Raw genomic sequence first — 16,614 nt, forward strand, 5'->3', positions numbered from 1 at the left:
GGGTAGTAACGTGGCGATAAAAGGACTATTGGCAACGACTCGACGGCCAGAGGTGAATATCAATGAATAGCAGCACCGCACAGAGCACCAACTGGTTTGACAAGGGTGCCGAGGCCTACGCGCGCTTCAGGCCGCAATACCCGCAGTCACTGGCCGCCTACCTGGCTTCGTTGGCGCCGAACATGGCTTTGGCGGTAGACGTTGGCTGTGGCAACGGCCAGCTTACCCGAGACCTCGCCGAGCACTTCAGCGCAGTCTCAGGCTTTGATCCCAGCGAAGACCAGATCGCCCACTGCACCGCGCAAGCCAACGTCAGTTATCAATGCGCCCCGGCAGAAGATCTGCCCCTGCAATCGCGCAGCGCCAGCCTGATCACTGCAGCGCAGGCGGCGCACTGGTTCGACTTGCCGCGCTTTTACGCTGAAGTTCGCCGCGTGGCGGTACCCGGGGCCATCCTGGCACTGATCAGCTACGGCGTGCCGCTGCTCGAGCCAACACTGAACGAGCGCTTCCAGCGCTTTTACTGGGACGAAATCGGGCCCTATTGGCCGGCACAGCGCAAGCTCGTCGATAGCGGTTACGCGACGCTGGACTTCCCGTTCACGCAAATCAACGGCGACGCCATCAGCTTCTGCCTGGAGTGGAACCTGGAGGAATTTCTTGGCTATATCTCCACCTGGTCGGCAGTACGCCAGGCATCGCATGCAGGCAAGGACGAGGTACTTACGCACTTTGCCGAAGAACTTGCCAGGCTATGGGGCGAGCCCACTAGCAAACGCCCTGTTACCTGGCCGATCAACATGCGCATTGGTCGCGTGTAACCCGCGACAGGCGCAAGCCTGATGCGGGCCACCCCCACTGCTAGCGACCATTGCCTTCCACGGTAATGGTCAACTCCTCGATAGTGATCTCGCGCATTTTGAACTTCTGTACTTTGCCGGTCACCGTCATTGGGAACTCCTCGACAAAGCGGAAATGGCGCGGCACTTTGAAGTGAGCGATCTGCGCCTTTGCCCAGCTGCGTAGCTCATCCTCAGCGGCGCTGTGGCCGGGATGGAACTTGATCCAGGCGACGATTTCTTCACCATAACGGCTGCAAGGTATGCCAATCACCTGGACGTCGGCGATGGCCGGATGGGTGAAGAAGAACTCTTCCAGCTCGCGCGGATAAATGTTCTCACCACCACGAATGATCATGTCCTTGCTACGCCCGACGATGCGCACATAGCCCTGCTCGTCCATCACCGCCAGGTCGCCGGTCTGCATCCAGCCCTCAGCGTCGATGCTCGCCGCGGTGGCAGCAGGATTGTTCCAATAACCGAGCATAACGCTGTAGCCACGCGTGCACAGCTCACCGATCTCGCCCCGGGCCACGGTTACGCCTTCGCTGTCGATGATCTTGTTCTCCAGGCGCGGCTGGGTGCGCCCCACCGAGGTCACGCGCAGTTCCAGCTCATCTTCGGCGGCGGTCTGTAGCGATACCGGGCTGGTTTCGGTCATGCCATAGGCAATCTGCACCTCGCCCATGTGCATCTCGTCGATCACCCGGCGCATCACTTCGATCGGGCAGGTCGCCCCGGCCATGATCCCGGTGCGCAGACTGGACAAGTCGAAGTCGGCACGTTGCGGATGGTCGAGCATGGCAATGAACATGGTCGGCACGCCGTACAGTGCAGTGGCCTTTTCTTCGGCAACCGTGCTCAGCGTCAACAGCGGGTCGAAGGCATCGTTGGGGTAGATCATGGTGCTGCCATGGGTCATGCAGCCCAGGTTGCCCATGACCATGCCGAAGCAGTGATACAACGGCACCGGGATCACCATGCGATCCTGCTCGCTCAGGCCCAGGCTCTCACCCACCATGTAGCCGTTGTTGAGGATGTTGTGGTGGCTCAACGTGGCCCCTTTGGGGAAACCTGTGGTGCCGGAGGTGTACTGGATGTTGATCGGGTCTTCAGGGCGCAGACTGGCCTGGCGACTTGTCAGGGTTTCGTCGCTGACCGCGGCGGCCATTTTTTGCAGCTCGTTCCAGGCCAGAAATGCCTCGGGAGGGTTGCTGGCCAGGCTTACCACACCACGCAAGGCAGGCAGCCGTTCACAGTTGAGGGTACCGGGCTTGACCTCGGCCAGCTCCGGCACCAAGCCGAGAAACATGGCGTGATAGTCGGAGGTTTTGAAGGCGTCCGCGCAAATCACCCAGCTGCATGCGGACTGCTTGAGCGCGTATTCCAGTTCGCTACTGCGATAGGCAGGGTTGATGTTGACCAGAATGACGCCGATCTTGGCGCTGGCAAATTGTGTGATACACCACTCGGCGCAGTTGGGCGCCCAGATGCCCAGGCGGTCGCCGCTGTTCAGTCCCAGCGCCAGCAAGGCCCGGGCATGGCGGTCCACTGCATCGGCCAGGGCCTGCCAGCTGTAACGCAGGCCCTGATGCCGGACCACCAGTGCTTCGCGCTCCGCGAACTTGGCAACCGTGGTATCGAACGCTGTACCGAGGGTCATGGCCAGCAGGTCTTTGTCCTGCCGCCCCTGGGAATAACTCAGGTGATTCATGGATGCCCCTTTGTGATTGTTGTGGGCTGTAACGCGAATTCAGGCGCTGTGCTACCAGCCTTGGGCTGGTAGCACAGCGCGGGTCAACTGCAGCAATGCTAGACCATACACTGTGCTTGTAAGGCCAGCGCTGCGCTCAGGTCAACGGGTAAACACCTGGGCGGTGCCGGTCACCATGTCGCCACCGGGCAGCTTGATATTGTTGGTCAGTTCGAGTTTGTCCGGATCGTAGACGGCGATGTCACTGAAGGTCCCGGTCAGGTACAGCTTGCTGCCTGCCTTGTTGAAGCTGATGCAGTAATAGGAGTGCGCAAGCTTGGCCGCCTTGATCAGTTTCTGCTCCTTGATGTCGTATTTGGCCAGGCGGTTGAGCACGCTGAACATCTGGTTCGGGTCTTTGGGTGAGCGCATGCCAGTGAAGTACACCTCGGTCAACGGTGCGAAGTCCGTCGTCTCGGTCTTGCCGGTGGCGAGGTCGACACTGACGTACCCATAGACATAGTCGGCGGTGGCCGGGTCTTGCTTGTCATCCTTGAATTTCGCTGCGGTGTAGAGCAGCGAGAAATCGCGGCGCGGGCTCTGGTGCGACCAGATGTACAGCAGGTCCGGCGGGCTGTAGTGCGGCCGCGTCCAACTACCGGTGGGCAAGGCCACGCTGTATTTGCCGGTGTTCACATCGAGTTTGTAGATATCGCGACCGGCCATGTATAGGGTGCCGTCGTCACCTACCTGCATGATCGAGACCTGGCGCGGCACCGGGAAGGTGCGCAGCGGTTTGGCGTCGAGGCCCGCATCGGTGCTGTACACCTGCAGGCGTGGTTCCTGCACGGCATAATGGTCGTTGAGTATCAGCGTGGGGTTGGCGACGGTGTAGACCTCCTTGCCGTCCGGGCTGACCGCCAGTGACAGCATGGCCCTGGCCTGCTCGCCCGGCTTGTACGCCAGACGGGCGTGGAACACGGTCTTGCAGGTATCCATATCGATACCATAGATATCGCCATAGTGGTTGTTGAGCACGTAGGCCGTCTTCTTGTCCGGCGCCACCTGGGCGGCTCCCGGACCGAAGGCGTCGGGCATCTCGCAGGTCTTGTAGAGCTTGTCGGTGGCGACATCGATCAGGTGCAGGTTGTTGGGGTAGTTGGTTGCCAGCAAGTATTCCTGACCGGGCTTGAGCGCCGGGCCGCTGTTGGCGGCACTGGCGCTCGGCACGCCCATGGCAAGGCCAACGGTGGCGGCGGTGCAAACGGCAAACAAGCCCATGCTTGTAGCAGCCAGGCGGCCGATGAACTGAAGCTTCATAGTGTTATCCCTTTTATTCTTGTCATCAGGTCATTTGTCGTTCGGGAACACAGTGCTGAGGTTGCGCCAGCCTTCCTCGGAGCTCTGCCCATCCTTGTTCCAGTCCTGGTAGGTGCTCATCATGTCGGGCACCTGCGCTGGCCACCAGCACGGGTCGGAGCAGCCATACAGGTCGGCCTCCATCGGCTGGCACAACGACGCCACGCCACCGAACACATCGACTTCCCAGCCTGGGTCCGTGGTTGCGGTACAGCCGGCCACGCTGCTCATTGCCACGACTTCTTCGAGACGATCTTCGGCAGCGGCCTGTTCGAGGATCAGCGCTTTATTGTTGAGCGGCTTCAGATGTTTCATGTCAGTGGACCTTGCGCGGAGTGATGTAACTGCTGATGAACGCCGGGTTGCCGGCCATGATGCGGCTATAGACTTCGATGCCGAAGTCCACCCAGTCACGCATCAGCTCGCAGTAGTGATAGGTCGGGTGGGTCGGGTCGCCGTAACGGGCATAGCTCTCGTGGTAGCAGCCACCGGAACACAGGTTGCGGATATGGCAGGTGTCGCAGCCGGTGTTGGTGCGATCCAGGCGTTGCGAAAGGAAGTCGGTCAGTTCAGTCTGCTTCAATTCGCCATGAACGTTACCGAAGGTCGGCATGCTCGAACCGGTAAAGCGATGGCAGAGGTTGAGCTCCCCCTTGTGGTCCACTGCCAGCATTTTCAGCCCGGCGCCGCACGGCAAGGCCTTCTTGTGCCCTTCGTGGATGTCGGTGATCAGCTGATGCAGGTTGGAGAAACCGATATTGCGGTGTTCCAGCGCTGCTTCCAGGTAACGCCGACCGAGGGCCTTCATGTTGGCGAAGACCTCGACCAGTTCCTCGCCGGTCAGGTTGAAGTTGGACATGTCGCCCGAGGTGACGGGGGCAAAGCCGACTTCAGCGAAACCCAGTTCATTGAACAGGTGATTCCAGATGGTTTCGACATCGGTGATACCGCGGGTAAGGGTCACCCGCGCGCCGACCGGACGGCTGCGATAGCGTGACAGCAACAGGTCGACCTTGCGCCGGACCACATCGTAGGTGCCCTGCCCGCCGACGGTAATGCGGTTGCGGTCATGCACCGTCTTTGGCCCGTCGATACTGACCGATAGGCCAAAGCGGTGGGCATTGAGGTAGTCGATGATCTCTTCGGTGAGCAGCGTGGCGTTGGTGGTCATGATGAACTCCACCTGCTTGCCCTGCTCGGCGAAGCGACGCTCGCAGTAGTCGACCATGTGTTCGATCAGCGGACGGTTGGACAGCGGTTCGCCGCCGAAGAACACCACGCTGTAGCGCTCCTCGTCGGGCGACTCGCGCAGGAGCATTTCCACCGAGGCTTCGGCGGTATCGGCGCCCATCTTCTTGCCCGCCGAGGGCTTGTCCAGGTCTTCCTTGTAGCAGTAGGTGCAGCTGAGGTTGCAGCCGGTATTGACGTTCAGCACCACGGTATTGAGTGCGGTGCGCTCGACCCGGCTGATGCCGATTTCAGGTGTCAGTTCCGTCCCGTTGCTGACCACCTCCAGTGCGATCAACTCGCGCAGGGTTTCGTCGATTTCCTGCCCGGCGAAGCGCCCGGCCAGGCGTTGGACCAGGTCTTCAGAACTACAACCCTGCTGGCGCAGGGCATCAATAATGCCACCGGTAACGTCATCGGTAGCGAACAGCGAACTGCTCGGTATGTGGAACAGCATGCGGTCGTTGTCCACCCGCACTTCGTGCAGGTTGCGTTCGACCAGATTCAAGATAGCGCCCATGGCGACCTCCCGGAAAAGTGCTCAATCGTCGTTGCCACATCGGGCGGGACCTACCCGCCCCCAGCCAGGCACGGTTATGGCAACGGTGGATTGTTCCAACGCTGTACGGTCACGATCAGGTGGCCTTCGCCTTTCATGCCACCCTCCTCCAACTGCGCAATCACTTTCAGGTTGCCGGCGTTGTTGGTCATCATCTTGCGCTGCGGGTTCGGCCCGGCCAGCCCCGGTACGAACACACCATCGTCCTGCATGGTGCCGGCGAACTTGACGTCCTCATCTTCCCGGGCCTGCTCGTTGAACGGCTCCACCGTCCATTTCGCCGGCAGGTAGCCGATCCGATAGAGTGCGCCATCTGCGCCCGTGCCCCAGGCTTCCGCCTCGAAGCGGCCTTGCACCTTAGGCGTCGAACCACCGTTCTCACCTACCCGGGCAATGGAGTACGCAGGCACTACCTTGACCTCGGCGATGTCTTTGTACACCGCCAACTCCACGCCCTTGAGCGCGCCCACGGCGATGCTGCGTACACCCGACGCCGCATCGGCAGCCGCCTTGACCTGCACGCGCAGTTTGCCAGGCGCAGTTTCGAGGACTTTAAGCACCTCGATGCCGGCGCCCAGATCCGGCGTGCCGGTCAGTCCGCTGCCCACCAAGGTCAGTTCAGCTTCGCTACCTGCCTTGATGAAAGCCGGCTGCACTGCCAGCAACTTGGCGCTATCGCTCTTGGCCGCGCTGAAGTCCAGGCCGCGCTCATCATGCTCGGTCTCGAACATGCGCCCCTTCATCTCGCCGTTGAGTGCTGCAAATACCTGGCGCATGCGCACATCGCCGATCTGCAGGTTGCCGCGCCATTCGTAGCCGTTGTAGAGAATGGCCGAACCGCTGCCATTGAACGGGGTGCCGTCGGCGTACTGGCCCTTGACCTCGACCTTGAAGTTATCGACGGTGTCCGGGGTGACCGTCATCACTCCACGTACATCGCCTTTGGCCAGCATATGACCACTGAAGCTCCATTGCCCCGGCAGCGCGTCAGCCTTGGGCTTGTTCTTCTGCCAGTCGCTCCAGGCCTGGCTTTCCAACGGGTAGTGCTTGGCAAGCAACGGTGCGACTTCCTTGTGCGCCAGGCCGAACCAGTCGCGATCGCGCGACAGCGACTGATACTCAAGCGACGGCCAACGGCCCAGGTGAAAGTCCACCAGGCGTTCCCACTCCTGCAGTGGACGACGTTGCAGGGCGACCCGTGCCCCAGAGTGGCAGCGCGCGCACATCTGGTTGAGCGGTTCGTCGAACTTTTCCACGGTGTTCAGGCGCCGCTCCATGGCGTAGCGCACGCCATCGGTCTCACTGGGCGCCAGGCCTTGCTTGTCGGCGAGGAACTTGACCACCGTGCGGCGATCCTCGTCATCGATCTTCACGCCATACATGACCTGCATACGCGCAACGCTCATCAACCAGCCTTCCGGCGTTTTGCGCTGGTGGCTGATGCGGGTCAGGGAATCGTTGCCTTCGGGGGTATGGCACGCCATGCACTTGGCATTGAGAATGGCTTGGCCATCTTTTGCCAGAGCAGGCTGCATGACTGCGCAGGCCATCATGGCCAGGGTGCCGGCACCTAGATAATGTCGGAGTCGGGTCGTCTTCAAGGTCAGGCCTCCACGGTATTGTTGTTAAAATTTTCCGCACCCTTCGAGGGTTTTAGCACACAGCTACATCACACAAAGCATGTCGCATGCCAGAACGCATAAAGCCATGCAAAACAACTAGTTACCTACAACGCACAGGTACTGCAGGGTGAATCACCCGGTTACCGGTGTCTAATTTCGCGAACCCTGTCTAACTCTGAGACACTTGCGTGGTGTTGCGTCGGGAAGGAGGGCCGTGGCCTGGCAGCGCCAGAACACCGAACACCATTGCCAGCAGGCCGATCCAGACCAACGACACAAACGGATAACGACGCACCACCACGACCCCATAGCTGGCCTCTGCGTCATCTGTAGCCGTGCTACCGGCCTGCATCAATCGGGGCGAAGCCGGCACCCAGACCTGCAGGTCTTCAGCCCAGCCGCGCACGATGAACGGATGCAATACATAGCCGGGGTCTCCAACGTGACGCGCATAGCGGTAGTCGAGAATCTCACACAGTTGGCGCACTGGCCCCTGATAGGCTGGCGGCAGTTCGCGTCCGTCCTGGAACAACGCGTGCCCGGCAATCACCTGCCCTTCGCTGCGCAGCTCGACCTGAGCCACCGCGCGGTAGCCTGAGAAATTCGACTCGCTGCTGATCGGCAGTACGCGTACCTGCATCTGCTCCGCGACCCGATGCCAGGCGTGCGCAGCGCTGGCAGGCGCGATATTGATCGGCATGTAGGTATTCAAGGCGGTAGCCAGCAGGCCGCCGACCAGCGCGATCACGGCGCCGCCGTGAATCAGTGCCAGCGGCCCGGTATGGCGCAGGGTACCGAACCTGCGACTGCGCCACAGCACGACCGCGCCCCAGGTGATGCACGCCGCCAGCAGGAACAGGGCCGACAGCAAGGCAGCGTCGAGCCAGGGCAGCACATCGACAATGCTTTGCGACAACACGCCCTCGCCGCGATAACGTGGCGTCAGCCAGCCGCCGCGCCAGGCTGTCAGCGCCACCCACAAGGCCATCGCCAGGGTGATAATGGTCGCCCCCTGCGCGCGCAGGCAGCGGCGCAGAAACACCCAACCACCGATCAAGCCCAACAGGGCGATCACCGGCGTCAGCCACTTGCCAAGCCCGTGACCATCCACATCCCAGTGGTCGAAAGCACGGCGCAAATCGGCCATTTCCGCGGCGCTGGCCCAGGTCATCAAGGTTTCGAAGAAGGGTTTCAACTCAGACGCTTTTTCCATCTGCAGCCACTGGCCGATATGGGCATTGAGCAGCGCAGCCGCGGCTAGCAATGCCGCCCCGGCGAACAGCCAGATCGACAGGTCGAGGCCCCAGTCCGAGGCCGAACGGCGGATCTTCTTCAGGCCTTCGCTGGATCGAGCGAAGGCTTTCCAGGCATACACCAGCAGCAGGCAAATCAGTACCGCAGCCAACGCCAGGTGGCTCAGCCATGAAGTGGTGCCGATGTAGCGATGAGAGCTGGCCAGCACTTCACTGCGTGTCACCGACAAAGCAATGCATGCCAACGCGGCCGTCAGCACACTTAGAATCGGCAACAGGCGCCGGTTATGGTACGTCGGGCGCCAGCGTCTGGCGCCATGCAACACTGCGCCCAACATCGCCCAGACAATAAAGGCGGACGTCTGTACTGGGTCCCAGTGCCAGAGTTGGCCAAAGGTAAAGTCCTCCAGCGCCCAGACCATGCCCATGCCGATACCGGCAGTCAGTACCAACCAGGAGCGCCTGCTGTAGGTCGAGGCCACTCGCCCATAGCTGTCACTGGCGCCACTCAAGGCATCGAGTGCTACACCGGCAGGCGCGATGGCCCAGGCATAGGCCGCAAGAATCAACGGCGCGTGAAACGCCATCCAGATTGTTTGTAAATGGGCGTTCATGCCCTGACTTTGCTGAGCCGCAAGCCAGTCGGGCGGTGTCGCCGTAAATGGACCAAGCCAGGCCGCGGCCAGGGTGTACCAGGCAGCGACCAGCGCATTGCTGCGTCCGCTCCAGCCGGGTGCAGCAGCGCTGCGTATACCGATGGTCATGCACAAGGTCGCCAGCAACAGCACCGTGCCCTCGTCACCGCCCCAGAGGTTGGACATTTTCAAATAGGACGGTAACGCGGCGCTGCTGTAGAGCCAGATGTAGCGCAAATGGAAGTCATCGGCGAGCAGGTGCAGGACCAGACTCAAGCAGGCGCCATACAAGGCCGCCAAGGCAAACCGCCAGCACGCAATACGCAGGCTGGTTCGTAAAGCACCCAGCACGATGAAGCCGGCAATCACCACCAGCAACCCGTTGCCGACCTGGGGCAAAAACCACAACAGCGTGCAGCTCAGCACCAAACCGAATGCCCATTGCCCCCCTCCACCGCGTCGCAGATCACTCACGTAGGCCACTCCTTGTTATTGTCTGCTCGACCACACAAGTTACGTGCCAATCTAGAAATTCATCGTATAACCAATCACTTAGCCAGCTTTCACGCCAGATGTGGAGTACCGGCGAATGTTACGTTCTGCGACACCCGTACCAGCGTGCGACACTGTCTCATCCGCCGCCTGATACATCTCAAACTGCTACAGGCGATTGCTCTCGAAAATCTTCCGCTGAAAAAAATAATTCTTATTTATTAATCAGTTATATCGGTCTTGCGGCGTTGGCACGGCGGTTGCGTTGGGCTTGGCAATACTCCCCAACGAGAGCCGACACATGTCTATCGAATTGCCTATCCTCGCGCAGACCCGCGCCTTCGCCAGCGGTCCGCTGAAAATGCTCATCGGTGAGCAATGGCGCGACGCGGCCAGCGGCAACACCATGAGCTTTCGTAACCCGGCAACAGGTGAAATTCTTGGCAATGTTCCCGCCGCCAGCAGCGAGGATGTCGATCTGGCCGTGCGCGCCGCGCGCCAGGCGTTCGACGACTCAGCCTGGAGCCGCATGCGTCCACGGGAGCGCCAGAACCTGCTGTGGCGCCTGGCCGACCTGATGGAACGCGATGCACAGGAACTGGCCGAGCTCGAATGCCTGAACAACGGCAAAAGTGCCGCCGTGGCTCAGGTCATGGATGTGCAACTGGCGATCGACTTTCTGCGCTACATGGCCGGCTGGGCGACCAAGATCGAAGGTTCGACCGTCGAGGCTTCGTTGCCGTTGATGCCCAACGACCAGTTCCACGGTTTTATCCGCCGTGAAGCGGTCGGGGTGGTCGGGGCGATTGTTGCCTGGAACTTCCCGCTGCTGCTGGCTTGCTGGAAACTCGGCCCGGCCTTGGCCACCGGCTGCACCGTGGTTCTGAAGCCGGCGGACGAGACCCCACTTACCGCCCTCAAGCTGGCGTCCCTGGTGCTGGAGGCCGGCTATCCGGCGGGTGTCTTCAACGTCATTACCGGCACCGGCCTGAACGCTGGCGTGGCGCTTACCCGTCACCCCGGCGTGGACAAACTCACCTTCACCGGCTCCACCGAAGTGGGCAAGCAGATCGGCAAAGCGGCGATGGACAACATGACCCGCGTGACCCTGGAGCTGGGCGGCAAGTCGCCGACCATCGTCATGGCCGATGCCAACCTGGAGGAAGCCGCCGCCGGTGCCGCCAGCGCCATTTTCTTCAACCAGGGCCAGGTGTGCTGTGCCGGCTCGCGCCTGTATGTGCATCGCAAGCACTTCGACAATGTGATCGCCGACATCGCTGGCATCGCCAATGGCATGAAGCTGGGCAACGGTCTGGACCCAAGCGTGCAGATGGGCCCGTTGGTTTCGGCCAAGCAACAGGAGCGCGTCAGCCGCTACATCGAACTGGGTCGCGAACTCGGTGCCACCATTGCCTGCGGCGGCGACAGCTTTGGCCCTGGCTACTTCGTCAAGCCGACGGTGATCGTCGATGTCGACCAGCAGCACCGCCTGGTGCAAGAAGAAATCTTCGGCCCGGTACTGGTGGCCATGCCTTTCGATGATCTCGACGAAGTGGTACGTCTGGCCAATGACAACCCGTACGGCCTGGGCGCGAGCATCTGGTCCAACGACCTGTCGGCGGTGCACCGGATGATCCCGCGCATCAAGTCCGGCTCGGTGTGGGTCAACTGTCACAGCGCCCTGGACCCGGCGCTGCCATTTGGCGGCTACAAACTCTCGGGCGTGGGCCGGGAGATGGGCGCTGCGGCCATCGAGCATTACACCGAGCTCAAAACAGTCCTGATCAAACTCTGAAACGCTCGCCTGGCCCAGTAGCAGTGGCTGCCTGACGGCGTTGTCCACGGCTGCTGGGCCCGGCAGCGGCCTGTCGTTTCGCGTTCCATCCGCCAATAAAAACAACAAGGAGCATCCGATGATTCGCAGCAACCGCACCCTTCTCGCCCTGGCCTTGCTCGCGGGTACCTCCCAGGCCCACGAGCTCTACAACAAGGATGGCAGCGTTCTCAATGCCGACCTTGAAGCGCTGTTTGGCGTGTTCCACAGTGACGAAAGCTATGCCATTGGCGGTAATCGCCAGCCCGGCAGCAGTGCCTGGCGCGAGGGTTACGCCAAGTACGGGCTGAGCGGCAGCCAGGCCTTTGCCGACATCGGCAGCCTCTACGGCGCATTCTCTCTGCTCAGTTCTGCCACCTGGGGCGACGGTGATGCCGCCGGCCTGACCTTGGGCAGCGAGCGCCGCACCGCTGTCGAGGACGCTTATCTAGGCTGGCGTTCCGACAATCTGTTCCCGGCGTTGGGAGAAAACGGCGTGGACATCTCCGGCGGGCGGCAAGTGGTGACCCTCGGCGAGGGTTTTCTTATCCAGGGCGATCCGGTCAACCTCGGCAAGGTCGACCTGGGCGCCAACTTCAACCGCGGTGGCGCCTATTACCTGGCCGCGCGCAAAGCCTTCGACCGCACCGCAGTACTGCGTCTGGGGGGCAGCGAAGGCCTGCGTGGCGATCTGATCTGGCTTAAATCCGATAACCACTATCAGGCCGATACCGAACTGGCCGTTGCCAACATCGAACATATCAGCGATGCCGGCACCCTCGGTCTGTCCTGGATTCACGGCATGGACGTCGATCAGCGCTACGCATCGATCCTCGGCCTTGAGGAACGCGATGGCATGGACACCATCAGCCTGCGCGGACGCAGCAGCCTGGGCATCAAGGACTTGGACGTGGCCGCCGAATACGTCACTCAGGAAAAAGACAGCGGACGCGAGAACGCCTGGTACGTGGAAGCGGGATGGACCTTCTCCGACGTCGCCTGGACACCGGCGGCCAGCTATCGCTACAGCCGATTTTCTGAATCATTCGACCCGCTGTTCTATGGCGCCAGCCGTGGCTATGGCACCTGGTTCCAGGGCGAAGTGGCGGCCAACTACGCCGGGCCTTTCAACACCAACACCCAAGTCCATCACCTGGCCTTGAAAGCCAAGCCGCGCGAGAACTTGACGGTAGGCGCGCTGTATTACGACTTTGCCACGCTGGACAAGGACCGGGGCAACCTCGGCGGCCGGGAACTGGACCTGTACCTGGAGTGGATGGTCAATGACCATTGGCTGATCAGCCCGCTGGTGGGTTTCTATAAACCCGAGCGCAGTGCCGAAGACGGCGGCGTACAGTTGGGCAGCAGCGACACCAGCACCTATCTGCAGTTGTTGGTGGGCACCTTCTTCTGAGGTGTCAGCCCTGATAACCCTGCGCAGCCAGCCAGTTGCGCAGCATGGCCTGCTCGGCAGCGGGCCTTGCGCCCAGCAACTGCTCCAACCCTTGCCCACTGCGCAGGCCACTGACCACTGGCGCCAACGGCACACCCTGCAAGTGCCAAATACCCAGGGGCTGGTCTGCACTGACCACCACCTCGGCCTCATCGATGAAACCATCGCTCACCACCGGCCGACGCTCGACCCGCAACTGGCGGTAGTCAGCGGCCAGATGAAGCGGTTGGGCATCCGGCCAGGACTGGCGCTTGTCCCAGAATGCTTGGCCGACCTTGCCCCGCTCCTGGGCATAGAAGTCCCTGCCGATACGGGCGAAACGCAAGAACAGTTGCTCGATGCGCTCCTGATGAAAACGCAGCGCCAACGCCTTGTGTCGAGGACGGCGCAGTAACGTGTTGATCACCGCAGGCGCCTGCAACGCCGAAGACAACGACTGGAAAATACCGTTGCCGGACAGCGGGTCCACGGCCATCGCCGCATCACCGACGCGCAGCCAATTGTCCCCGGCGCACCGGCCGGCAAGAATCGCCGTGCTGCTGCGCGCGTAGACCTCTACGGCCTGGGTGGCTGCAGCACCAAACATTTCAGCGACCAGCGCCGACTGGCGCCGACGCTGGGCACAATACTCGGCGAGTTGCGCCTTGCCCGGCAGTGCACCGGCGCTGCTGTCCAGGCTGATCTGCCAATAGCACCGGCCATCGGCCAGGCGCGCCATCCAGGCCCAGCCGTCGGCGAGGCTTTCTACCGCCGACAGCGGCTCACCCGGTTGCTCACGCCACAGATTGAGCAAGCTGACACTTTCCGGCCCGCGCAGGCGACTGGCGGTCAGCGGCGCCTGACGCCCGCGAGCCTCAACCAGAAACCCGGCCGTCAGTAACCTGCCGTCGTGCAGTTGCACCTGGTGCCCGTCGGTGCGACTGCTCAGATCAGCGACGCGTGCTTCGATCACCTCGACACCCGCATTACGCAGGTCTTCGCGCAGCGCCTGATCGAAGCAACTGCGATCAAGCAGGCATTCCTGGTTGAGCCATTGGCGCTGGCCATTCCACTCCACCCGGCGCCTGGAAGGCATCGCGGCCTGTTCCAGTGCCTTGCCCAAACCGGCATGGCGCAGCCCTTCCAGTACCCGCTGCGACACCCCTTCCACGGCGTCGAACCGACGCCAGTCGGAGACGACCTGCACCCGGTAACCCAGTCGCTGCAAACCCATGGCAGTTGCCGCACCCGCAGGGCCGGCGCCGAGCACCAAAATACATGGCTCAGTCATGTTCGCTCCCCCGGCGCTCCGGGCCGATAAATGCCGCGTTATCGCGCAGGTAGACCAGCACCTGCTCACGGCTGGCTGCCGGTTGTGCGCTCAACAACCCGCGGATCTGACCGCACAATGCGGCGCTGGCCAAACTCGCTCCAGCCCGGCCGCAAGACGGATCAACCTGTGCGCCAAAGTCTGCCTGGGCCGTGTCCAACCGCGACCATTGACCGTGGCCACAGCGAGCGTCGCCGGTCACGCGAATGACTTCCGGATAACTGGCCGGATACACCGCCGCTCCGCGCGCCGGGCTCGAAGCACAGAGCAGCACGCCAGCCTCGACAGCCGCGGCACAGGCCGCACGCAGCACATGACGATCCTGTTGCAGACCGAGGCTCATGTTGATCAGCGTCGCCCCCTGTTCGACCAGCCACAACAACGCCGCACTGACCTGCAGGGCCGAGGTCAACCATTGTTCAGCGAACACTTGCGCTACCAGCACCTCCCCGCTGCCTCCCTGCCCCAGCAGACAGTCGAGCACTTGGCTGCCATGGCCCAAGGCATCAGCCAGCGTCTCGCCCTCGCACAGCACTCCCTCCTGTAGCCAGAAGCGCCGGGCAGCGGTGACGCCTTCGGCCTGCCGCGGCGCAAAGCCGGTATCGATCACACCGACGCGTACCTCAGTGTCCATGGCGTACCGGCTCATTTTCGATCAGGCGCAAGCGACCATCTTCCAGGTGCAGATGCAAATCGGCATCGGCCAATGTCGACGGGCGATGGCTGATAAGAATGCGTGTACGTCCGGCAAACAGTTGGTCAATCGCACTGATCACCTCACGCTCGGTGGCTTCATCGACGGCCGAGGTCGCTTCGTCGAGCACCAGTATCGACGGTTCCTGCAACAATGCCCGGGCAATGGCGATACGCTGCTTCTGCCCTCCAGATAGTTGCTGGCCACGCTCGCCCAGTGGTCCGTCCAGACCCATGGGCAAGCTCTGCACCAGGCTGTCCAGGCGAGTCAATTGCACTACCCGCTCCAGATCGGCACGGCTGGCGTTCGGACGGCTGTAGCAGAGGTTCTGTGCCAGCGTGCCGCGAAACAGCACAATGTCCTGGCTGACCACGGCAATGCGCTCGCGCACCGCCAGCAGGTCGAGGTGACGCAGGTCTTCGCCATCGAGCAGAATCCGCCCCTGATCAGGGTCGTAGAAGCGCTGCAGCAGATCGATCAAGGTCGACTTGCCGACCCCCGAGGCACCGCTGATGGCCACCTTCAAGCCAGCGGCAATACAGATATGGGCGTCGCTCAACACCGCACCACGGCGTTGCTCATGGGCGAAATGCACACCCTCAAGGCGCAGCTCACCAGGCCCCTTGGGCATCGGCACTGGCGATTCCGGCTGGCGTACGGTGACCGGCTCCTGCTGTAGCTCCATCACCCGCATCAGGCTGACCGCCATGCGTTGCACGGCGACATACAGCCCAAGCAAGCTCTGCACGGGCCCGACCGCCATCCCCAGGTAGGTAGAGAACGCGATCAGCGCACCCAATTGCCAGGTGCCCTGGATCACCCAATACCCGCCCACCAGGAATGCCGCCGCGCGACACAGCGATGTCAGGGTGCCCGGCACCGCTTGAGTGAAGAACTCGGTGACCTGCACTTTGAGCAACTGGCCCATATAGCCCTGGCCCAAGTGCCCGAGGCGCTCGGCTTCACGCTTTTGCTGACCGGCTGCCTGAATGAACTTCATGGCGGGCAAGGTCTCGACCAGAAACGAGGACACATCTGCCGAACGCTCGCGCAGACTGCGCACTTCGCGTTCGACCTTGCGGCGCATCCAGCGCAGCCACAGCACTTCGATTGGAATCAGCAATGCCAGCAGCAACGACAACTGCCACGACAGCATCAGCATCAGACTCACCGCACCGATCAGGCCGATCAGGCTGGAGACGGCGGAAAACATCGAGTCCACGGCAAAGCGCTGAATCTCGGCAACGTCCCCATCGAGCCGCGAGAGAATGTCACCCAGGCGCTTGCGTCCGTAGAAGCCCGGTGACAGTTGCTGCAGGTGGCCATAAAGGTCGTCGCGCAGGGCGAACAGGATGCGTCCGGACAGGCGCGTGTGCAGGTAGCGGTTGATCCCCGACAGCACGGTGCCGAGCACACCGGCGGCGATCATGATCAGCGCGATGTGCCACAGGGTGTCGAAGTTCTTCGCCAGCAGCCCGTCATCGATCAAGGTCTTGACCAGCCAAGGCTGGGCCAACACCAGCAGCGAGGCACTCAATGACAAGCCCAGCAGCACCGCGATCGCCCGCCACTGTGGACGCACAAAGCTGTACAGCCAGGCCAGGGCACGGCGCATGAGTTCGGGGTCGTTGGCGTCGACCAAGCGCAGGAAAAGACCTCGCATGAC

12 protein-coding genes are annotated in these 16,614 nt (G+C 61.9%); 3 read left to right on the forward strand and 9 right to left on the reverse strand.

Annotated features, from left to right (window positions below):
* Positions 1 to 62: 62 nt before the first annotated feature.
* Positions 63 to 821: a class I SAM-dependent methyltransferase gene (locus D3Z90_RS13510; protein ID WP_136476325.1), complete on the forward strand. Its 759-nt coding sequence runs from the start codon at positions 63 to 65 to the stop codon at positions 819 to 821.
* A gap of 40 nt (positions 822 to 861) precedes the next feature.
* Here the strand turns inward: D3Z90_RS13510 and D3Z90_RS13515 are convergent, their stop codons facing one another.
* The 6 genes from D3Z90_RS13515 to ccsA all read right to left on the reverse strand — a co-directional run bounded on the left by D3Z90_RS13515 (position 862) and on the right by ccsA (position 9,661).
* Entirely contained in the window at positions 862 to 2,553 is a 1,692-nt protein-coding gene (locus D3Z90_RS13515; protein WP_136476327.1) for an AMP-binding protein, read from the reverse strand.
* 141 nt (positions 2,554 to 2,694) lie between these two features.
* Entirely contained in the window at positions 2,695 to 3,852 is a 1,158-nt protein-coding gene (gene peaD / locus D3Z90_RS13520; RefSeq protein ID WP_371922197.1) for a quinohemoprotein amine dehydrogenase subunit beta, read from the reverse strand.
* Positions 3,853 to 3,882: 30 nt separating this feature from the next.
* Entirely contained in the window at positions 3,883 to 4,206 is a 324-nt protein-coding gene (qhpC, locus tag D3Z90_RS13525; protein WP_136476329.1) for a quinohemoprotein amine dehydrogenase subunit gamma, read from the reverse strand.
* Between the two features lies 1 nt (position 4,207).
* On the reverse strand, positions 4,208 to 5,638 hold the full coding sequence (gene peaB / locus D3Z90_RS13530) for a quinohemoprotein amine dehydrogenase maturation protein (RefSeq protein ID WP_136476331.1): 1,431 nt from the start codon (positions 5,636 to 5,638) through the stop codon (positions 4,208 to 4,210).
* 74 nt (positions 5,639 to 5,712) lie between these two features.
* Entirely contained in the window at positions 5,713 to 7,278 is a 1,566-nt protein-coding gene (gene peaA / locus D3Z90_RS13535) for a quinohemoprotein amine dehydrogenase subunit alpha (RefSeq protein ID WP_136476333.1), read from the reverse strand.
* A 190-nt stretch (positions 7,279 to 7,468) separates the two neighbouring features.
* On the reverse strand, positions 7,469 to 9,661 hold the full coding sequence (ccsA, locus tag D3Z90_RS13540) for a cytochrome c biogenesis protein CcsA (RefSeq protein ID WP_256658200.1): 2,193 nt from the start codon (positions 9,659 to 9,661) through the stop codon (positions 7,469 to 7,471).
* Positions 9,662 to 9,980: 319 nt separating this feature from the next.
* On the opposite strand from ccsA, the gene D3Z90_RS13545 reads away from it, so the two are divergent.
* Entirely contained in the window at positions 9,981 to 11,474 is a 1,494-nt protein-coding gene (locus D3Z90_RS13545; protein WP_136476335.1) for an aldehyde dehydrogenase, read from the forward strand.
* Between the two features lie 118 nt (positions 11,475 to 11,592).
* Positions 11,593 to 12,906, forward strand: coding sequence for a hypothetical protein (locus D3Z90_RS13550; RefSeq protein ID WP_136476337.1), 1,314 nt, complete (start codon positions 11,593 to 11,595; stop codon positions 12,904 to 12,906).
* 4 nt (positions 12,907 to 12,910) lie between these two features.
* Here the strand turns inward: D3Z90_RS13550 and D3Z90_RS13555 are convergent, their stop codons facing one another.
* Genes D3Z90_RS13555 through D3Z90_RS13565 form a run of 3 tightly spaced genes read right to left on the reverse strand, consistent with a single transcriptional unit; the run spans position 12,911 to position 16,611 of the window.
* The gene (locus tag D3Z90_RS13555; RefSeq protein WP_136476339.1) at positions 12,911 to 14,215 is read right to left on the reverse strand and encodes an NAD(P)/FAD-dependent oxidoreductase; all 1,305 of its coding nucleotides are present in this window, start codon (positions 14,213 to 14,215) and stop codon (positions 12,911 to 12,913) included.
* Entirely contained in the window at positions 14,208 to 14,888 is a 681-nt protein-coding gene (locus D3Z90_RS13560; protein ID WP_136476341.1) for a S8 family serine peptidase, read from the reverse strand. The genes D3Z90_RS13555 and D3Z90_RS13560 overlap by 8 nt, the downstream gene beginning before the upstream one ends.
* Positions 14,878 to 16,611, reverse strand: a complete 1,734-nt coding sequence (locus D3Z90_RS13565) for an ABC transporter ATP-binding protein (RefSeq protein WP_136476343.1) — start codon at positions 16,609 to 16,611, stop codon at positions 14,878 to 14,880. The genes D3Z90_RS13560 and D3Z90_RS13565 overlap by 11 nt, the downstream gene beginning before the upstream one ends.
* Positions 16,612 to 16,614: the final 3 nt, after the last annotated feature.

The organism is Pseudomonas sp. DG56-2 (assembly GCF_004803755.1).
Classification (GTDB): Bacteria; Pseudomonadota; Gammaproteobacteria; order Pseudomonadales; family Pseudomonadaceae; genus Aquipseudomonas; species Aquipseudomonas auratipiscis.